The 18,296-nt window shown below is 69.5% G+C and carries 18 protein-coding genes and 1 riboswitch; of the genes, 9 read left to right on the forward strand and 9 right to left on the reverse strand.

What is annotated here, in order from left to right:
* Window positions 1–32: 32 nt before the first annotated feature.
* On the reverse strand, window positions 33–602 hold the full coding sequence (locus V7Z82_RS14915; RefSeq protein WP_334152354.1) for a TetR/AcrR family transcriptional regulator: 570 nt from the start codon (window positions 600–602) through the stop codon (window positions 33–35).
* Window positions 603–667: 65 nt separating this feature from the next.
* Here V7Z82_RS14915 and V7Z82_RS14920 point away from each other — a divergent pair, with 65 nt between their 5' ends.
* A complete protein-coding gene (locus V7Z82_RS14920) occupies window positions 668–1,261 on the forward strand; it encodes an NAD(P)H-dependent oxidoreductase (RefSeq protein WP_334152356.1) in 594 nt (197 codons plus the stop codon).
* A gap of 88 nt (window positions 1,262–1,349) precedes the next feature.
* Here V7Z82_RS14920 and rlmN read toward each other — a convergent pair whose 3' ends face one another.
* Window positions 1,350–2,651, reverse strand: a complete 1,302-nt coding sequence (gene rlmN, locus V7Z82_RS14925; protein WP_334152358.1) for a 23S rRNA (adenine(2503)-C(2))-methyltransferase RlmN — start codon at window positions 2,649–2,651, stop codon at window positions 1,350–1,352.
* Window positions 2,652–2,744: 93 nt separating this feature from the next.
* Between rlmN and V7Z82_RS18135 the strand changes: the two genes are divergently transcribed.
* The 4 genes from V7Z82_RS18135 (at window position 2,745) to V7Z82_RS14950 (ending at window position 5,528) form a co-directional block, all read left to right on the forward strand.
* Window positions 2,745–3,305: a ribosomal protein L7/L12 gene (locus V7Z82_RS18135; protein WP_442927642.1), complete on the forward strand. Its 561-nt coding sequence runs from the start codon at window positions 2,745–2,747 to the stop codon at window positions 3,303–3,305.
* 83 nt (window positions 3,306–3,388) lie between these two features.
* Entirely contained in the window at window positions 3,389–4,027 is a 639-nt protein-coding gene (locus V7Z82_RS14940) for a bifunctional 4-hydroxy-2-oxoglutarate aldolase/2-dehydro-3-deoxy-phosphogluconate aldolase (RefSeq protein WP_334152359.1), read from the forward strand.
* A 68-nt stretch (window positions 4,028–4,095) separates the two neighbouring features.
* Window positions 4,096–4,782: an ankyrin repeat domain-containing protein gene (locus tag V7Z82_RS14945; RefSeq protein WP_334152360.1), complete on the forward strand. Its 687-nt coding sequence runs from the start codon at window positions 4,096–4,098 to the stop codon at window positions 4,780–4,782.
* A complete protein-coding gene (locus V7Z82_RS14950; protein ID WP_334152361.1) occupies window positions 4,779–5,528 on the forward strand; it encodes a sulfite exporter TauE/SafE family protein in 750 nt (249 codons plus the stop codon). The genes V7Z82_RS14945 and V7Z82_RS14950 overlap by 4 nt, the downstream gene beginning before the upstream one ends.
* A gap of 199 nt (window positions 5,529–5,727) precedes the next feature.
* Here the strand turns inward: V7Z82_RS14950 and V7Z82_RS14955 are convergent, their stop codons facing one another.
* Window positions 5,728–6,558 carry an SDR family oxidoreductase gene (locus V7Z82_RS14955; RefSeq protein ID WP_334152363.1) on the reverse strand — a complete coding sequence of 277 codons (831 nt, stop codon included), beginning with the start codon at window positions 6,556–6,558 and terminating at the stop codon, window positions 5,728–5,730.
* A gap of 100 nt (window positions 6,559–6,658) precedes the next feature.
* Complete coding sequence (locus V7Z82_RS14960) at window positions 6,659–7,435, reverse strand: SDR family NAD(P)-dependent oxidoreductase (protein WP_334152364.1); 777 nt, start codon at window positions 7,433–7,435, stop codon at window positions 6,659–6,661.
* A gap of 120 nt (window positions 7,436–7,555) precedes the next feature.
* Between V7Z82_RS14960 and V7Z82_RS14965 the strand changes: the two genes are divergently transcribed.
* Genes V7Z82_RS14965 through V7Z82_RS14975 form a run of 3 tightly spaced genes read left to right on the forward strand, consistent with a single transcriptional unit; the run spans window position 7,556 to window position 9,509 of the window.
* Entirely contained in the window at window positions 7,556–8,296 is a 741-nt protein-coding gene (locus tag V7Z82_RS14965) for an aminoglycoside 3'-phosphotransferase (RefSeq protein WP_334152365.1), read from the forward strand.
* Window positions 8,297–8,298: 2 nt separating this feature from the next.
* Entirely contained in the window at window positions 8,299–8,640 is a 342-nt protein-coding gene (locus V7Z82_RS14970) for a CHY zinc finger protein (RefSeq protein ID WP_334152366.1), read from the forward strand.
* Window positions 8,637–9,509: a hypothetical protein gene (locus tag V7Z82_RS14975; protein WP_334152367.1), complete on the forward strand. Its 873-nt coding sequence runs from the start codon at window positions 8,637–8,639 to the stop codon at window positions 9,507–9,509. The genes V7Z82_RS14970 and V7Z82_RS14975 overlap by 4 nt, the downstream gene beginning before the upstream one ends.
* Before the next feature lie 21 nt (window positions 9,510–9,530).
* Here the strand turns inward: V7Z82_RS14975 and V7Z82_RS14980 are convergent, their stop codons facing one another.
* The 3 genes from V7Z82_RS14980 to V7Z82_RS14990 form a co-directional block, all read right to left on the reverse strand.
* On the reverse strand, window positions 9,531–10,310 hold the full coding sequence (locus V7Z82_RS14980) for an energy-coupling factor transporter transmembrane component T family protein (protein ID WP_334152368.1): 780 nt from the start codon (window positions 10,308–10,310) through the stop codon (window positions 9,531–9,533).
* Entirely contained in the window at window positions 10,307–11,764 is a 1,458-nt protein-coding gene (locus V7Z82_RS14985; RefSeq protein ID WP_442927646.1) for an ABC transporter ATP-binding protein, read from the reverse strand. Before V7Z82_RS14985 ends, V7Z82_RS14980 begins: the two co-directional genes overlap by 4 nt.
* Window positions 11,761–12,417, reverse strand: a complete 657-nt coding sequence (locus tag V7Z82_RS14990) for an ECF transporter S component (protein WP_334152371.1) — start codon at window positions 12,415–12,417, stop codon at window positions 11,761–11,763. Before V7Z82_RS14990 ends, V7Z82_RS14985 begins: the two co-directional genes overlap by 4 nt.
* Window positions 12,408–12,519, reverse strand: a riboswitch (TPP riboswitch). (Overlaps the previous gene by 10 nt.)
* An 82-nt stretch (window positions 12,520–12,601) precedes the next feature.
* Between V7Z82_RS14990 and V7Z82_RS14995 the strand changes: the two genes are divergently transcribed.
* Complete coding sequence (locus tag V7Z82_RS14995; protein ID WP_334152373.1) at window positions 12,602–14,161, forward strand: D-alanyl-D-alanine carboxypeptidase family protein; 1,560 nt, start codon at window positions 12,602–12,604, stop codon at window positions 14,159–14,161.
* Window positions 14,162–14,242: 81 nt separating this feature from the next.
* On the opposite strand, the gene V7Z82_RS15000 is transcribed toward V7Z82_RS14995, so the two are convergent.
* Both V7Z82_RS15000 and V7Z82_RS15005 read right to left on the reverse strand, forming a co-directional pair.
* Window positions 14,243–16,495, reverse strand: a complete 2,253-nt coding sequence (locus tag V7Z82_RS15000; RefSeq protein WP_334152374.1) for an ABC transporter ATP-binding protein — start codon at window positions 16,493–16,495, stop codon at window positions 14,243–14,245.
* Window positions 16,492–18,219 carry an ABC transporter ATP-binding protein gene (locus V7Z82_RS15005; RefSeq protein WP_334152375.1) on the reverse strand — a complete coding sequence of 576 codons (1,728 nt, stop codon included), beginning with the start codon at window positions 18,217–18,219 and terminating at the stop codon, window positions 16,492–16,494. Before V7Z82_RS15005 ends, V7Z82_RS15000 begins: the two co-directional genes overlap by 4 nt.
* Window positions 18,220–18,296 lie beyond the last annotated feature (77 nt).

An 18,296-nucleotide genomic window follows, 5' to 3' on the forward strand; every position in this document is an offset into this window, starting at 1 on the left:
TCCTTTGAGCGGCTCTCAGCTTTCCACGGGAATCAGCTCGCGAGCAGCCGGCCAACCGTCGCGGTGTGGGCGGCGAAGGCGTCGTCGATCGTGAAGTGGCCGGCGGCTGCGAGCGTGCCGAGTCCATGGATCAGCCCCCACAGCGCGACGACGTCGGCCGGGCGGTCGAGGCCGGCAGCGACAGCGCCGTCGGCGAGCACCTGCTCGAGCGCGTCGATCAGCGGCGCCATGGTGGCAGTGGGCGAGCCGGGGACGCAGACGGTCGGGTCGTAGACGGCGTCGAAGGCGTGCGGGTGCTCGACGGCGAAGCGGATGTAGGCGAAGCCGCCCTCGAGAACCCGCTCGCGCGGTGTTCCGGCATCCGCCACTGCCGCCCGCACCTGGGCGAGCAGATCGGCCATGCTCCGCTCGGCCAGCACCTTGAGCAGCCCCAGCCGATCGGCGAAGTGGTGGTACGGGGCGTTGTGGCTGACGTTCGCTGCGCGGGCGACCTCGCGCAGGCTGATGTCGGCCGCCGGCATCCGCTCCAGCAGCTGCATCGCGGCATCCTCGAGCGCCCTGGCGAGATCGCCGTGGTGGTACCCGTCCTTCGAACTTGACATGCGCAACATCCTCTCCTATCTTGACAGTGTCCACCTACTTGACACTGTCCAGATTGGAACCGCACATGACCGCTCTCGTGATCGACGGCCACCCCGACGCCCGCTCCCTCACCGCCGCACTCGCGCAGCGCTATGCCGCAGGCCACGGCGACGCCCGTGTGCTCGCGCTGCGCGACCTCGATTTCGACCCGCACCTGCGCTTCGGCTATCGGGAGCGCATGACCCTCGAGCCCGATCTGGTCGATGCCAAGCGGGCGCTCGGCGAGGCCGACACCGTGGTCGTGACGACGCCGCTCTGGTGGGGCTCGGTGCCCGCGGTGCTGAAGGGCTTCTTCGACCGGGCACTGCTCCCCCAGCAGGAGTACCGCTACACGAAGCTCGGGCTGCCGGTCGGACTGCTGCCCGCCCGCCACGGCCGCCTGCTGCTGCTCGCCGACACCCCCTGGTACGCCGCGCCGTTCACCGGGCTCCCGGCGCAGACGCACGTCGCACGCAACACGATGCGGCTCTGCGGCATCCGGTCCGTCCGCACGCATCGGATGCTGGGCGTGAAGGATGCCGACGAGGCGACCATCTCGCGCTGGCTCGATCGCGCCGAGCGTCTCGGTGCCGCCGACGCACGCGTCTCCGTACGTCGACCGGCCGTGGTCACCGCGTGACGACGGCCTTCACGGTGCGGGGTCGGAGACGCACCGGAATCGCAGGATCCGGGTGCGTTCTCGCCCTCGCGCGAGCCCTCGACCGCGCTCAGGCCATGGCAGCGGAGGCAGCCTCGTCCTCGGTCGTGGCGACCAGCTGACCGCAGGCGCCGTCGATCTCCTTGCCGCGGGTGTCGCGGAGGGTCGTCGGGATGCCGGCGTCGTTCAAGCGGCGCACGAACTCGTCGGTGACGTCCTTCTCCGACGAGGTCCAGATGGAGCCCGGAGTCGGGTTCAGCGGGATCGGGTTCACGTGCACCCAGCCGCGGCCCCGCTGGTTGAGCTTCTCCGCGAGCAGATCGGCGCGCCAGCCGTGGTCGTTCATGTCCTTGATCAGCGCGTACTCGATCGAGACTCGGCGACCGGTCTTGGCGTAGTAGTCGTAGGCGGCGTCGAGGGCCTCGTCGACCTTCCACCGGGAGTTCACCGGGATGAGCTCATCGCGCAGGTGGTCGTCGGGCGCGTGCAGCGACAGGGCGAAGGTGACGGGGATGCCCTCGTCGGCGAGCTTCTTGATCGCCGGGACCAGGCCGACGGTCGAGACCGTGATGCCGCGCGCGCTCATGCCGAGGCCGTCGGGCTGCGGGGCGACCATGCTGCGCACGGCGTCCATCACGCGCTTGTAGTTTGCGAGCGGCTCACCCATGCCCATGAACACGATGTTCGAGACGCGCTCCATGCTGTGGTCGTCGGCCTTCTTGCCGCCGAGGCCGCCCTCCGCGATCAGTCGGTTCGCGCGAACGATCTGCTCGACGATCTCTGCGGTCGACATGTTGCGGGTCAGCCCTGCCTGTCCGGTCGCGCAGAACGGGCAGTTCATGCCGCAGCCGGCCTGGCTCGACACGCACAGCGTGATGCGGCCGGGGTAGCGCATGAGCACGGACTCGACGAGCGCACCGTCGTGCAGACGCCACAGGAACTTGATCGTGTCGCCGCGGTCGGTCTCGAGCCGGCGCACCTCGGTGAGCAGCGGCGGCAGGAGTCCGGCGACGAGCTGCTCACGAGTCTCGGCAGGGAGGTCGGTCATCTGGGCGGGGTCGGACGTGTAGTGCCGGAAGTAGTGCGTCGACAGCTGCTTCGCGCGGAAGCCGGGCAGACCGAGCTCCTTGACCTTCTCGGTGCGCTCGGCCGGCGTGAGGTCGGCGAGGTGCACGGGCGGCTTGCCGCGCTTGGGGCTGGCGAACTGCAGAAGCGGACGCCCTTCGGCATCCTTCTGCTGGGTCCATCCCTCGGTCGCCGGGCGCACCTGTGCGGGCTTCGTGGAACGGATCTTGCCCTGGGCCGGTCGACCCTGCGGGGCGGACGCGGATGCTGCGGGGCGCGTCTCGCGCGTGCGGGGAGTATCGGTCATAGATACCAGGGTACGGGGTGGCGGGTGGGAAGGCCCTGGAGCGGCGGTCGGGAACCCCTGGGGCGAGCGGCATCGCGTCCGTAGACTGAGCGGATGGACACCATCGTCTGGATCGTCGTCGCCGTCGTCGTGCTGATCGTGGCGGTGCTGATCCTCCGGGCCGCGTTCCGCGGGATGCGTCCACAGGCGCCAGAGGCGCAGACGTACACGCCCACCCCCGCGACGCCTCGATCCGCCCCCGCATCCGCCGCTCCGACGACGCTCTCCGGCCTCACCCCGGCAGCGACCGCCGAGATCGACCGGCTCGTCGCCGCCGGGCAGAAGATCCACGCGATCAAGCTGCTCCGCGACAGCACCGGCCTGGGGCTGAAGGAGGCGAAGGACCGCATCGAGCACTGGTCGGTCAGCACCACCGCGCCCCACCTCGCCGCGGTCTCGAACGCGACGGCCGCCTACTCGTCGATCACGCCGTCGGCCGCGACCCCCGCATCCGTGCGGGCCGCGCTGCCGACGAACGTGGCAGCCGACATCGATCGACTCGTCGCCGGCAACCAGCAGATCCACGCGATCAAGATCGTCCGCGAGCAGACCGGGCTCGGCCTCAAGGAGTCGAAGCACGTGATCGAGGGCTGGGTCCCGCACTCCGCGCGCTGATTCTCGCTCGGGCCGGTCGCTGAACTTGTCATTACAGGTTGACGTCGGCGAGAATGGACGCGACCACCCGAACAAGGAGCCCCATGTCTGACCGTCTCGACCGCGCCCGCACGACCGGAATCCTCGCCGTGCTGCGCGCACCGTCGCCCGAGCTGGCTCTCGAGGCCTCCGAGGCGATCATCCGCGGCGGCGTCACCGGCATCGAGGTCACCTTCTCCACGCCGGATGCCCCTGCCGTCATCCGCGAGCTCATCGCACGCCACGGCGACGCCGCCTACATCGGCGCAGGCACCGTCACGACGGCGGAGCAGGCAGCGGATGCCGCAGACGCGGGCGCCGAGTTCCTGGTCAGCCCCGGCACGCTCCCCCACCTCACGCGAACGATGCTCGACACCGGCCGCGTCGTGATGACCGGCGCGATGACTCCGACCGAGGTCATGGGCGCGCTCGAGCTCGGTGTCGACGTGGTGAAGATCTTCCCGGCATCGCTCGGCGGCCCCTCGTACCTCGGCGCGCTGCGCGGCCCGTTCCCGACGGCTCCGCTCATGCCGACGGGCGGCGTGAGCCCCGACAACCTGGCTGCCTGGTTCGCGGCGGGCGCTGTCGCGGTCGGCGCCGGCGGAGACCTCGCGAACGGCGCATCGATCGCGGCATCCGACTGGGCAGACATCGAGCAGCGCGCTGCGCGGTTCGCGGCCTCGCTCGCCGCCGCCACGGCCTGAGTCGTCACCGGCCGACTCATTCACCCGTCAGCTTCCGTTGGTATACCGGAGCGATGAGAATGAGACGGATGCTGTGCGCTGCCGCCATCGCGACGGCCACGCTCCTCGCAGCGAGCGCGTGCACGGCATCCGTCGATCCGTCCCCCGCAGCATCCGAGGAGTCCCCTGTGTCCGCCGCCACCCGTGACCTGCTCTCCGCCGCGACCGCCGGCGATGCCGCTGCGGTGCGCGCCGCCCTCGACGCCGGCGCCGACATCGATGCTCGGGGCGAGGGCGGCATGACGGCGCTCGTGAGCGCGACCAAGGCAGATCACATCGACGCGGCACGGGTGCTGATCGACGCCGGCGCCGATGTGAACGCGAAGGACGACATCCAGGATTCGGCGTACCTCTACGCGGGTGCCAGGGGTCACGACGAGATCCTTCGCCTGACGCTCGAGCACGGCGCCGATCTGCGCAGCACGAACCGTTTCGGCGGCACGGCGCTGATCCCGGCATCCGAGCGCGGGCTGCTCGCGACCGTGCGGATCCTGCTCGAGGCTGGCGTCGACCCGAACCACGTGAACAACCTCCACTGGACTGCACTGCACGAGGCGATCGTGCTCGGCGACGGCTCGTCTGCCTACGTCGACGTCGTGCGGGCGCTCATCGACGGTGGTGCCGACATCGGCATCCGCGACGGCGACGGCGTGCTCCCTCGCGAACTCGCCGTCAGCCGCGGCTACGACGACATCGTCGCCGAGCTCGACCGGTGATCGCCCTCGATCCCTGGGCCTGGACGGCGCTCGCCCTCGCCGCGGTCACGATCGGCATCTCCAAGACCGCCCTGCCCGGCGGCAGCATCCTGGCCATCGCGCTGTTCGCGACCGTGCTGCCGGCCCGGACGTCGACCGCGGCGATGCTGCTGCTCCTGATCGTCGGCGACGTGTTCGCGCTGATCACCTACCGCCGCCACGCGCACTGGCCGACGCTGCTCCGCCTCGCACCGGCTGTGGTGGCCGGGCTGCTCGCCGGGTTCGCGTTCCTCGCGCTCGCGGGCGATGGGATCGTGCGGCGAGCGATCGGCGTGATCCTGCTGGCGATGATCGCCGTGACGCTGTGGCGGCGCTGGCGGCAGAACAGGGCGGATGCCGCGGCACCCGCACCCGGCGGCATCGTGCTCTCCGGCGTCTACGGCACGCTTGGCGGATTCACCACGATGGTCGCGAACGCCGGCGGCCCCGTCATGTCGATGTACTTCCTCGCGACCCGCACTCCGGTGCAGGTCTTCCTCGGCACGTCGGCCTGGTTCTTCGCGATCATCAACCTCATCAAGGTGCCGTTCCTCGCCGGCCTCGGACTCTTCGAGGGGCACGTCCTGCTGATGGATGCCGTGCTCGCGCCGCTCGTCGTGATCGGCGCACTCGCCGGCATCCGTCTCGCGCGCCGCATGGATCAGCGCCTGTTCGACCGCATCGTGATCGTGCTCACGATCGCCGGCGCCCTGTACCTGCTGTTCTGAGCCCCGGCGCAGGAGGGGTCGCGAATGGTCGCTTCGCGCGCGCGGAGGCGTCCATGCGCGACCCCTCGTCGCGGGCAAGGGTCGCGAATGGTCGCTTCGGCGGCGCGGATGCGGCCATTCGTGACACCGCGGCCCTCGCCGAGTCCGCGCAACCTGGGTCGCTGAGCCTGTCGAAGCGTCCCCGGCCGACTCCGGAGCGTCAGTCGAGGAAGATGTCCGGGAAGAGCCGGTCGTCGGGGGTCCCGGGGATCGCGGCGTAGCCGGAGAAGTCCGTGATGCCGTCTGCCTCGAGCACGTCCTCGACGATCAGCGACCGGCCCGTGTACTCGGCGGCGGGCTTCACGAGCACGGCGTAGGCGGCATCCGCGTAGATGTCGGCGGTGCGGCTCGCGGCCATGACCTTGTCGCCGCCGAGCAGGTTCTGCACCGCGGCGGTCGCGATCGTCGTGCGCGGCCACAACGTGTTGGCGGCGATGCCGTCGCGGGCGAATTCCGCCGCGAGGCCGAGCGTGACCATCGTCATCCCGAACTTCGCGAGCGTGTACCCGGTGTGCGCGCCGAGCCATTTCGGCGACGGGTTGAGCGGCGGCGAGAGCGAGAGGATGTGCGGGTTCTCGGCATCCTTCAGGATCGGCACGGCCGCGCGCGACAGCATGAACGTGCCTCGCACGTTGACGTCCTGCATCAGGTCGTACTTCTTGGCGTTGAGCTCGAGCGACCGCGAGAGGTCGATCACGCTGGCGTTGTTGATGACGATGTCGATGCCGCCGAACTCGCCCTGCGTGCGCAGCACCGCCTCGGTGATGTCGTCGTCCTCGCGCACGTCGCCGACGATCGGCAGGGCCTGGCCGCCCGCCGCCCTGATCTGCTCGGCAGCGGTGTGGATCGTGCCCTCGAGCTTCGGATGCGGGCTGTCGGTCTTCGCGAGCATCGCGATGTTCGCGCCGTCTCGTGCAGCGCGCAGTGCGATCGCGAGGCCGATTCCGCGGCTTCCGCCGGACATCAGGATGGTCTTTCCTGCGAGTGACATGGATTCTCCTTGGATGCTGGTGGTTCCGGTCGCAGTTCCTGCCGCCTGTGCTCCACCTGGGCGACACGAAGTGCGACCGGAGCGCCGTCGGGGTCTGGGGTTACTTCGGCGCCATGCGGATCGCGCCGTCGAGGCGGATCGTCTCGCCGTTGAGGTAGCCGTTCTCGACGATGTGCTGCACGAGCGCGGCGTACTCGTCGGGACGGCCGAGGCGGGACGGATACGGCACCTGCTGGCCGAGCGAGTCCTGCGCGGCCTGCGGCAGCCCCATCAGCATCGGGGTCTCCATGATGCCTGGAGCGATCGTGCAGACGCGGATGCCGTAGCGGGCGAGCTCGCGCGCGACCGGGATGGTCATGGCGTGCACCCCGCCCTTCGAGGCGGAGTACGCGGGCTGGCCGATCTGGCCGTCGAACGCGGCGACGCTGGCGGTGTTCACGATCACGCCGCGGTCCTCCGACCCCGATCCCTGAGCCTGCCGGAGGTCGTTCTTCGAGATGACGGCGGATGCCTGCGAGAGCACGTTGAACGTGCCGACGAGGTTGATGCGGATCACCCGCTCGAAGTCGGCGAGCACGGCAGGGTTGCCCTCGCGATCGAGCACCTTGGCAGGAGGGGCGATGCCGGCGCAGTTCACGACGATCCGCAGTGGGGCGGCCGCCTGTGCGGCGGCGACGGCCGCCTGCACCTCGTCGACGCTGGTGACGTCGGCCGGCACGAAGAGGCCGCCGAGCTCATCCGCGAGCTCCGCACCCTTCGAGGAGGGGAGGTCGATGATCGTGACGTGTCCGCCGGCTGCGGCGAGTCGCCGGGCGGTGGCCAGTCCGAGTCCGGAGGCGCCGCCCGTGATGAGCGCGCCCTGACCGCTGATCTGCATGCTGTTCTCCTTCGAACGACGTCGTGACCGGTGTCTACGAGACTAGTCGTGCGACGCAGTCTCAGCCAACGCGGCCCTCCGTCTCACGTCCTCGTCGGCCTCATGCAGCAGGATGGTGGGATGGTCATCCCCTCGGCATCCGTCCCCGGCGCCTCGATCGAGGTGCCGGATCGCGTGCGTGAACTCGCCAGAGGCGCCGCGCTCACGCCGGTCTGGCTGAACGGGATCGGCGGCCTGACCTTCCGCACCGATGACGCCCGCTACATCAAGTGGGGGCCGCTCGACCTCGAGGCGTCGATGCGCGACGAGGCCGAGCGCATGCGCTGGGCATGTCGCTGGATCGCGACGCCGGAGGTGATCGAGCAGGGCGAGAACGACGTCGAGGAGTGGCTCGTGACGGTCGCACTCGATGCGCACAGCGCGGTGGATCCCCGCTGGAAAGGTGCACCCGAGCTCGCGGTGCGTGCGGTCGGCGAGGGGCTGCGAACCCTGCACGACGCGCTGCCCGTCGACGAGTGCCCCTGGGAGTGGAGCGTCGAGGCACGGATCGCGAACGCCGCTGAGCGCGAGGTCATCGTGCCGGCTGGCCTGCTCGATGCGCCACCGATCGATCGGCTCGTCGTCTGCCACGGCGACGCCTGCATGCCGAACACGCTGCTCGACGACGCGGGGCGTCCTGCCGGGTTCGTCGATCTCGCCGCCCTCGGTACCGCTGATCGCTGGGCCGATATCGCTGTCGCGTCGATGAGCACGCTGTGGAACTTCGGCGAGGGCTGGGAGGACACCCTGATCGACGCCTACGGCATCGAACCCGACCGTGATCGCATCGCGTACTACCGCCGACTCTGGAACGAGACGTGAGCGTGGCACCTGCAGAACGGCCTCGGGTCCTCGGCGCGGTCGTCGACGACATGACCCGCTGCGTGCACTACCGGGGTGCGACCGACATCATCGCGATCCGCTTCGCCTGCTGCGGCGAGTACTACCCCTGCCACCGGTGTCACGAGGAGTCGGCCGGGCATCCCGCGCAGCAGTGGGCGACGGATCAGCACGATCGCACGGCGATCCTCTGCGGTGCGTGCTGGCACGAGCTCACGATCGCCGAGTACTTCACGGCGACGGCGTGCCCTCGATGCGCGGCGCTGTTCAACGAGCGCTGCGCGCTGCACCGCGAGTACTACTTCCAGGATCGGGTCACGGGATGAACCTCGCCCTCCGCAGCGCCGCCGCCGCCGCATCCGTCGCGATCGTCGCCCTGCTGGGCACCGGTTGCGCGACATCCGCTGGATCCTCCTCCCCGACGCCGAGCGCCACGCCGGACCCGATGACGGAGATCTGCGCAGACCCGTTCGTCGTCACGTGCGAGCGCGGCGGCGGCTTCACCGTCGTCGTCATCGCCGACGACGCGGAGGACGAGTCCGTGCTCGAGTTCGCACCGGCGCTCTTCACAGCGGCTTCCGCTTCTCCGGACACGGTGACCCTGCGCCGCCCGGCCGATGACGCGACCACGCTCGACCCGGAGGTCTCCGCACCACCCAGGTGGGAGGTCTCGGTGGAGGCCGAGACGGACGCAGCATTCGAGGCTGCGCTCTCCGAGACGCTGGTGGTCGCCGCCGTCCCCGGCACCACGGGCATCGTCACGATCGACGGATGGCCGTCCGTGACGGTGGAGACGCTGGACGAGTTCGACGACGTCTTCTCTCGGGTATCGTCGACCGAGCTGTTCCGCGACGGGGGAACGTACACGCTGCAGTCCCTCGACGAGCAGCTGCGCATCGTGCATGTCCCGACCCGCACCACCGACGAGGCCATCCACGAGATCATCGACATCGCACGGTCCTATCCAGATGCAGAGGTGCTGCTCGAAGCCACCACCTCCGGCCCGCAGTACCCGAAGCTCTACGTCTCCCGCCTCGGCTCCGACCAGGTGGAGGCGGTGGAAGCGCGGCTGCGCGCGCCGCGACTCGCCTCGGCCGATGTCGACGGGTTCCCGCTGGAGTTCGTCCTCAGCTCGCTCGACGAGCAGGGCACCACCTCCGTCAGCGGCACCTTCGGCGACGTCCCGGCAGGCTGAGTCCGGCGACCCTGGCCTGGCTCAGCTCCAGACGAAGCGGAACGTCCCGACCGCCACAGCGGCGGCGAGCGCGAGCGCCATGATCGCGATGCCGCCGAGCAGTGCGACGGCGTCGCGCGAGTGCAGGCGCGACGGTCGAGACCAGGTGCGAGGGATGCCCGAGCCGAAGCCGCGCGCCTCCATCGCGAGCGCCAGCTTCGATCCGCGTCGAACAGCGAACACGAGCAGCACGAAGGCCATCGAGAAGAATCGTCGGAGCAGGCCCCGATCGCCGACGCCGCGGGCTCGACGCGCGAGGCTCATCGTGCGCCAGTCGTCGAGGAACAGACCGAGCATCCTGGTGCCGGCGAGGATGCCCAGCACGAAGCGGCTCGGCAGCTTGGCGACCTGCGCGAGCGCATCCGCGAGCTCGGTCGGGTCGGTGCCGCCGAAGAGCAGGATGGTCGGCAGTCCGAGCGCGATCACGCGCAGGCTCACCGCGATCGCGAGCGAGATGGAGTCGTCGCTGATGGTCGCGAATCCGAACGTCCAGTAGATGTGCCCAGCGGGTTCGGCGTACAGCAGCATGCTGACACCGGCGATCGGCGCGAAGATCGCGATCGGCAGCAGCCGCTTGAGCACGGTCGCCAAGCGCAGCCCGGTCAGCGGCAGGCAGAGCAGCTGCAACGCGATCGCGGCCAGCGCGCTCGTGACGTCGATCGACGCGAACAGCGGCACCGAGAGCAGCACCGCGAGCACGAGCTTCGTGACCGGGTTCACGCCGTCGAGCCAGACCGGGCGAGTGGTCTCGGTCGTCGTCACGATGCCACCCCCAGCTCGATGCGATGGCCGCCGAGATGTCGGATCACGGCGTCGTCGTGCGTGACGGCGATGATCGAGCGGCCGCGCGCGATCTCCTCCTGCAGCAGCGCGACGAGCGAGATCCATCCCCGACGGTCCTGCCCGAAGGTCGGCTCGTCGAGCACGATCACCTCCGGCGACCCGGCGAGCACGGTCGCGACCGACAGCCGCCGCTTCTGCCCTCCCGAGAGCGTGAAGGGATTGGCGAGAGCGAGCGGGGCGAGCCCGAGCCGCTCCAGCAGATCGTCGACCACGGCCTCCGTCCTCGCCTGCTCCCAGCCGAGCGCGCGGGGACCGACCGCGAGCTCGTCGCGCAGCGTCTGGGTGAGGAACTGGTGCTCCGGCTCCTGGAAGACCATGCCGATGCGGGTGAGCAGCTCGCGCGATGTCCAGCGGATCGGCCGTGTTCCCCTGCGACCGGCGAGCTCCGGCGCTGATCGCACCTCGCCTGCCTGCTCCGGGATGAGGCCTGCGAGGGTCAGGGCGAGCGTCGACTTGCCTGCACCGTTCGGCCCGGTGATCACGGTCGCGTTCGCGCGCGGCACGCGCAGGTCGAGTGCCGACTGCACGACGACACCCGACTCCCTGGCGATCGAGAGGCCGGATGCCGACAGCGCATCGGATGCCGCCACCTGCTCCAGCACCGGAAGGTCGACGCCGCGATCGGGCACCCACACCCCGGCATCCGCGAGCACATCGCCGTGCTCGGCGAACACCTGCGTCGGTGCGCCGTCGGCGAGCAGCCCGCCATCGGCCGCGAGCACGATCACGCGGGTCATCAGGTCGACCCAGATCGGGGTGCGGTGCTCGACCACGATCAGCGTCGCGCCTGTGGAATCGACGGCACGCTCGACACTCGCGCGTACCTCGCGGACGCCCTCGGGGTCGAGGTTCGCGGTCGGCTCGTCGAGCAGCAGCAGCCCTGGGCGCATCGCCAGGACGCCAGCCAGCACCAGCCGCTGCTTCTGTCCTCCGGAGAGCGCCTTGGTCGTGCGCTGCAGCGGAACGTCGAGGCCGACGGCATCCAACGCCTCCGCCACGCGGCCGGGGATCTCGGATGCCGCGACGCCGAGGTTCTCGCAGCCGAAGGCCACATCGTCGCCCACCTTCGACAGCACGATGCCGGCATCCGGATCCTGCAGGACGAGTCCCACGTGCCCGTGCCGCGACTCGGGAGCCGCACCGTCGATGCGGAGCGAGCCCGTCCGCTCCCCCTCATCATCGTCGCCGAGCACACCGGCGAGGCCGGCGAGCAGCGTCGACTTGCCGGCGCCGGATGCGCCGAGCAGCAGCACCCGCTCCCCCGGCTCGATCGTGAACGAGACGTCGGTCACGGCAGGACGCTTCCGCCCGGCGTACCGCCAGCCCCAGCCCGCAGCCTGCACGCGGGCCGGGGCGGCGACGGTCACGCTCAGACCTCGCGCACGTGCTCTCGCCCGACGGCGAAGCGGTTGAGGGCTCCGGTGACCGCAAGGGCGCGCACGAGCAGCCAGCCGACCACACCGGCCAGGATCGCGCCGGAGATGACGACGCTGACCAGGTAGATCGCGTTGAACTCGAACGACTTCAGGATGTTGGGCGAGCTGCCGTAGAAGAGCTCGAACACCCAGGCGGCTGCCGCTGCTCCGATGCCGGCGAGGGCGGCGACCGCGATGCCGAAGCGGCGGTAGAAGAACAGGGCGAAGATGATCTCGGCGCCGAGGCCCTGCACGAGACCCGACAGCACCGTCGAGATGCCCCACACGTTGCCGATCAGCATCGACACGATCGCGGCGACGAGCTCGACCACCAGTGCGGCACCGGGCTTGCGGATCACGAGACCGCCGACGACCCCGCCGAGCAGCCAGATGCCGACCGCGATGCCGCCGAGACCCGGGGTGAGGGCATCGGCCGCGCCGAACCAGGCGTAGCCGATCGTGTTCCAACCCCAGAAGACGAGACCGATCGCGACGCCGAGCACCGCGGCGACGACGATGTCGACCACGCGCCAGCGCCAGACCGGCGTGCGACGAAGGCCGTTCGCGCCGGCGGATGCCTGCTGCGTGGATGTGGACGTGGACGTACTCATCTGAACTCCTCCCTGCGCTGGCATGACCCAGATCAGGTTCGACGGTCGAAGCGCGATTCGCTCCCTCTCAGCCCGGCTCGCCGGACTCCCGTGGTTGTAGTGACGATCCTAGCGACTCCCGACACCACTGTGTCGGTGCGCCGCCTTCACGGCGACAGGCGAGAGGATTCGGTACCGTAGGCAAGTGACCGCTCTTGACCCTGCCGAGGCCACCGCCGCGCCCGACGCCGCGGATGCCGTCGACGACGCTGCTGGCGCTGACTCGCCGGCAGACGCTGAGGTCACCTCGCCGACGACCGCTGAGACGGAGATCGTCGCGCCGGAGCCGACCCCCGAGCTGCGGTGGGCCGACCCGACGGCGATCCTCGTTCCCGAAGCCCAGTGGGCGGATGACACCGAGAAGGTCCCTGCCCTCACCTGGGTCGACCCGGCACAGGTGGCCGCGAATCCCCCCACCGCCACACTGGATCGCGCCGACGAGGCTGCGGCTGGCGCCGCTCTCATGCGCGGGGCGAAGCTGCGACCGGCGTTCGCCCGACCCCGAGTGCTGGTGCCGCTCGGCGTGCTCGTCGGACTCGTCGGGGCCTACGCGGGTACCACGCTCCTCTGGCCGCTGCACGAGATCCCGCCGACCATCGCGGCCGTCGAGTTCGCTCCGACTCCGGCGGATGCCGCCACGCTCACCTGGCCGGCCCAGGGCAGCGCCGGTGTCGGCATCGCCGGCATGGGCTCCGCCGCATCCGCGCTCGACCCCGTGAGCATCGCCAGCGTCACCAAGGTCGTCAGCGCCCTGATGGTGCTCGACCGGATGCCGCTTGCCCTCGGCGAGCAGGGACCGGAGTTCTCGTTCACGCGTCAGGACAATCTCGACTACTGGTCGTACCGGCGCTCGGATCAGTCCGCGCTCGACGTCCCGGTCGGCGGCGTGCTCACCGAGTACCAGATGCTGCAGGGCACGCTGCTCGGCTCCGCCAACAACTACATCGATCGGCTCTCGGATGAGATCTGGGGATCCGATCAGGAGTTCGCGCAGGCTGCACAGGTCTGGCTGAGCTCGCGCGGGTTCACCGGCGTCACCGTGGTGACGCCCTCAGGGTTCGATGAGCGCAACGTCGCCACTCCCGAAGCCCTCGTCGCGATCGGCGAGTACGCGATGCAGAACCCCGTGTTCGCCGAGATCGTCGGCACCCGCTCCGTGAACCTCCCCGGTGCGGGCGAGGTCACGAACACGAACGGCATGCTCGCCGACCCCGGCGTGGTCGGCATCAAGACCGGCACGCTCGTGGGGTGGAACCTGCTCACCGCCAAGGACGTCACGGTCGACGACACGACCGTGCACCTCTTCGCGGCGGTCCTGAATCAGCAGGACGATGCGCAGCGCCTCGCGGCGACGCGCTCGCTGTTCGCCGAGATGGAAGCCGCGCTGAACGCCCAGGCGCCGACGGTGCCGCAGGGCACTGTTGTCGGCCAGGTGGAGACCGAGTGGGGCGAGACGGTCGACATCGTCACCGATGCGGATACGCGTGTGGTGCTGTGGGCGGGAGCATCCGCGACAGCGACGCCGGGGTTCGATCTCGGCGATGCGCGTGACCAGGACGACGCGGTCGGCACGCTCACGACCGCTGGCCCGCTCAACACGACGACGACCACGATCGCTCTCGCCGATGACATCGTCGGCCCGAGCCCGTGGTGGCGCCTGACGCATCCGCTCGAATTGCTCGGCCTCGACTCCGAGAAGCTCTGAGCGCACACCGCTCGCACGCAGACCACACGACGATGCCCCGCCCGGATCACCGGGGCGGGGCATCGTTCATCTGCGTGCGGACTAGCGCTGCTGCTCGGGTGCCTCGTTCGGCGTCTCGACCACGGCCTTCGCTGCAGCGGCCTCCGACACCGGCGACTGCGCTCCGACCGATGCGCCGATCACGGCATCCGCCGCTGCTTCCTCGGCCGAGCCGCTGACGACCGTCGGCGTCGAACCCGTGAGGGCGCCTTCGGCGTCGATGTCGGTCGCGGCCTGCTCGAACTGCGACTGGTACAGCCGCCAGTACGCACCCTGCGCGGCGATGAGCTCGTCGTGCGAGCCCTTCTCCACGATGTCGCCGTGCTCCATCACGAGGATGAGGTCGGCGTCGCGGATGGTCGACAGGCGGTGCGCGATCACGAACGACGTGCGTCCGTGCCGGAGCGCCGCCATCGCGTGCTGCAGCAGCAGCTCGGTGCGGGTGTCGACCGCCGACGTGGCCTCATCGAGGATGAGGATCGACGGCTGGGCGACGAACGCGCGAGCGATCGTGATGAGCTGTCGCTCGCCCGCCGACACGTTCGCCGCGTCCTCGTCGAGCACGGTGTCGTACCCCTCGGGGAGCGCGTGCACGAACCGGTCGACGTACGTCGCCTTCGCCGCCTCGAGCACCTCGTCGTCGGTCGCGGTGGAGCGACCGTAGCGGATGTTCTCGCGGATGCTGCCGGCGAAGAGCCACGGGTCCTGCAGCACCATGCCGGTGCGCGAGCGCAGGTCGTCGCGGGTGATCTCGGCGATGTCCTGCCCGTCGAGCACGATCCGGCCGCCGCTGAGCTCGTAGAACCGCATGATCAGGTTGACCAGCGTCGTCTTTCCCGCACCGGTCGGCCCGACGATCGCGACCGTCTGCCCTGGCTCCACCCGGAACGACAGGTCCTTGATCAGCGGACGATCCGGCGTGTACGAGAACGCGACGTTCTCGAACTCGATGACGCCCTTGCCCTCGACGAGCGCAGGCGCGTCGGCATCGTCGGCCTCCTGCTCGTCGGCATCCAGCAGCTCGAACACGCGCTCGGCCGACGCCGTACCGGACTGCACGACCGCGGCCATGCCGCCCAGCTCGGACAGCGGCTGGGTGAACTGCTGCGAGTACTGGATGAATGCCTGCACGTCACCGAGACGCAGCTGGCCGTTCGCGACCATCAGTCCACCGAGCACCGCGATGCCCACGTAGCTGAGGTTTCCGACGAACATCATGGCCGGCATGATGATGCCGGAGAAGAACTGCGCCTTGAAGCTGGCCTGGAACAGCTCTTCGTTCTCGACCTGGAACTTCTCCAGCGCATCCTTCTCGCGTCCGAACACCTTCACCAGCGCGTGGCCGGAGAAGGCCTCCTCGACACGGGCGTTCAGTCGGCCGACCTTGCGCCACTGGGTGCCGAAGGCCTTCTGCGAACGCGGTCCGATCACACCGAAGATCACGCCCATGAGCGGCAGGGTGATGAGTGCGACGAGTGCGAGCTGCCACGAGATCGAGAACATCATCACGAGCACACCGATCACGGTGAGCACGGAGGTCAGCGCCCCGGAGAGCGACTGCTGCATGGTCTGCGTGATGTTGTCGATGTCGTTCGTGACCCGAGAGATCAGTTCGCCGCGCTGCACCTTGTCGAAGTACGACAGCGGAAGCCGGTTGATCTTCGCCTCGACGCGCTCGCGCAGGCGCCACATGGTGCGCACCATGATGACGTTGATGACGTAGCCCTGGATCCAGGTGAGGAACGCTGCGGCGACGTAGATCCCCAGCACGGCGGCGATGACCAGTCGCAGTGCGTCGAAGTCGACGCCCTGGCCGACCGTGAAGTCGCCGAGCGCGCCGACCTGATTCGCGAAGTCGTCCTGCCCGGCGCCTCGCAGCGCGTCGATCACGACGTCCTGCGGCGTACCGGCCGGGAAGCCGGGAGCGTCGCCGTTCGACTGTCCGAGCTGGATCGAGATGAAGCCCTTGTAGACGAGGTTGGTCGCCTCGGCGAGCACCTTGGGCGCCGCGACGGTGAGCACGACGCCGAGGGCGCCGAGCAGCGAGACGAAGACGAACCAGATGGCCGAGGGCTTCAGCAGCCCGATCATCCGCGCGAAGCTCGGCCCGAAGTTGTCGGCCTTGCCCGGTGCGACGCTGTCCCAGTCGCCGGAGTTCTGGCGAGCCTGTTCGGCGAGCTCTGCTTCGTACTGCTCTTCTGCGGTCAGTTCGGGCTCGACGGTGGCCGCCTTGCCGCGTCCGCGCCGGCCCTTGGCGCCGGAGTCCGTCGACGGGCTCGTGTGCTGGTCGCTCATGCGTCCACCCCCAGCTGCGATTCGACGATCTCTCGATACGTGTCACTCGTCTCGAGCAGCTCCTCGTGGGTGCCGACGCCGACCATGGTGCCGCCGTCGAGCACGACGATGCGATCGGCATCCGTGATCGACGAGACGCGTTGCGCGACCACGATCTTCGTGACGTGCGGGAGCTCCCGCCACAGGGCCTGTCTCAACCGGGCGTCGGTCGTCAGGTCGAGCGCCGAGAACGAATCGTCGAAGACGAGGATCTTCGGCTGGTGCACGATCGCGCGGGCGATCGCCAGACGCTGACGCTGACCACCGGAGACGTTCGTGCCGCCCTGGGCGATCCGCGACTCGAGGCCGTCGGGCATCTCCTCGACGAAGTCGCGACCCTGAGCGATCTCGAGCGCGGCCCAGAGCTCTTCGTCCGTCGCCTCCTCGCGGCCGTAGCGCAGGTTGGATGCGACGGTGCCGGTGAAGAGGAACGGACGCTGCGGCACCAGGCCGATGCTGTCCCACAATGCCTCGACGTCGGCCTCGCGCACATCGGTGCCGCCGACGTGGACGGAACCACCTGAGACGTCGAAGAGACGCGGGATCAGCGAGATGAGGGTCGTCTTGCCGGATCCGGTCGAGCCGACGATCGCGACGGTCTCACCCGGCTGCGCACCGAAGCTGATGCCGCGCAGCACGGGAGCGTCGGCACCGGGATAGGTGAACTCGACGTCGTCGAGCGCGACCGCGCCGGGAGCAGGGAACTCGGTGACGCCGTTCTCCGGACGCACCAGGGTGGACTCCGAATCGAGCACCTCGCCGATGCGCTCGGCCGAGACCGCAGCGCGCGGGATCATCATCGCCATGAAGCTCGCCATGATGACGCCGCCCATGATCTGACCGATGTACTGCATGAACGCGAAGAGCGTGCCGACCTGCACGGTGCCGTTGTTGACCTCGATACCGCCGAACCAGATGACCGAGACGACGGTCACGTTGAGGATCAGCATGAAGAGCGGGAACAGCAGCACGAACAGCGAACCGACCTTGCGGCCGACGACCATGATGTCGGTGTTCGCCCCGCGGAAGCGCTCCTCCTCGATGCGCTCGCGCACGAACGCGCGCACGACGCGCACACCCGTGAGCTGCTCGCGCATGATGCGGTTCACGTTGTCGAGCTTGCCCTGGTAGCTGCGGAACAGCGGCACCATGCGCCCGATCACGAGCGCGGCGAGGAGCAGCAGCAGCGGCACCGAGACGGCGATGAGCCAGCTGAGGCCGACGTTGGTCTGCACGGCGAAGATGATGCCGCCGATCGCGAGCAGCGGCGCGGTGACGAGCATCGTCGCGCCCATCATCGCCAGCATCTGCACCTGCTGCACGTCGTTCGTGTTGCGGGTGATCAGCGAGCCGGCGCCGAACTGCGAGACCTCGCGCTCGGAGAAGCCGCTGACCTTGCCGAACACGTCGGCACGGATGTCGCGGCCAGCGCCCATCGCGGCGCGCGCGGCGAAGAAGGTCGCGGTGACCGAGGCGACGATCTGCCCGAGGGACACCGCGAGCATGAACAGACCGGTGCGCCAGATGTAGCCGGTGTCACCCTGGGCCACGCCCTTGTCGATGATGTCTGCGTTCAGGCGCGGGAGGTAGAGGGTCGCGGCAGCGCTTGCGAGCTGGAACACCAGCACGCCGAGGAGCAGCCACCGATAGCGAGAGAGATAGCGGAAGAGGATTTTTCCCAGCACAGGCGGACTTTCTAGGAAGAGTGCAACGGCGGATTTCTCGGCAGACGGATGCCGACCGACAATCGGCCACAAGAAAG

Origin of the sequence: Microbacterium sp., from assembly GCF_036823965.1 — a bacterium.
Classification (GTDB): Bacteria; Actinomycetota; Actinomycetes; order Actinomycetales; family Microbacteriaceae; genus Microbacterium.

Excerpts from the sequence above, each read along its gene's own strand:
- V7Z82_RS14915 (WP_334152354.1), bottom strand. The coding sequence starts at position 602 with ATGTCAAGTTCGAAGGACGGGTACCACCACGGCGATCTCGCCAGGGCG.
- V7Z82_RS14920 (WP_334152356.1), top strand. The coding sequence starts at position 668 with ATGACCGCTCTCGTGATCGACGGCCACCCCGACGCCCGCTCCCTCACC.
- rlmN (WP_334152358.1), bottom strand. The coding sequence starts at position 2,651 with ATGACCGATACTCCCCGCACGCGCGAGACGCGCCCCGCAGCATCCGCG.
- V7Z82_RS18135 (WP_442927642.1), top strand. The coding sequence starts at position 2,745 with ATGGACACCATCGTCTGGATCGTCGTCGCCGTCGTCGTGCTGATCGTG.
- V7Z82_RS14940 (WP_334152359.1), top strand. The coding sequence starts at position 3,389 with ATGTCTGACCGTCTCGACCGCGCCCGCACGACCGGAATCCTCGCCGTG.
- V7Z82_RS14945 (WP_334152360.1), top strand. The coding sequence starts at position 4,096 with ATGCTGTGCGCTGCCGCCATCGCGACGGCCACGCTCCTCGCAGCGAGC.
- V7Z82_RS14955 (WP_334152363.1), bottom strand. The coding sequence starts at position 6,558 with ATGTCACTCGCAGGAAAGACCATCCTGATGTCCGGCGGAAGCCGCGGA.
- V7Z82_RS14960 (WP_334152364.1), bottom strand. The coding sequence starts at position 7,435 with ATGCAGATCAGCGGTCAGGGCGCGCTCATCACGGGCGGCGCCTCCGGA.
- V7Z82_RS14965 (WP_334152365.1), top strand. The coding sequence starts at position 7,556 with ATGGTCATCCCCTCGGCATCCGTCCCCGGCGCCTCGATCGAGGTGCCG.
- V7Z82_RS14975 (WP_334152367.1), top strand. The coding sequence starts at position 8,637 with ATGAACCTCGCCCTCCGCAGCGCCGCCGCCGCCGCATCCGTCGCGATC.
- V7Z82_RS14990 (WP_334152371.1), bottom strand. The coding sequence starts at position 12,417 with ATGAGTACGTCCACGTCCACATCCACGCAGCAGGCATCCGCCGGCGCG.
- V7Z82_RS15000 (WP_334152374.1), bottom strand. The coding sequence starts at position 16,495 with ATGAGCGACCAGCACACGAGCCCGTCGACGGACTCCGGCGCCAAGGGC.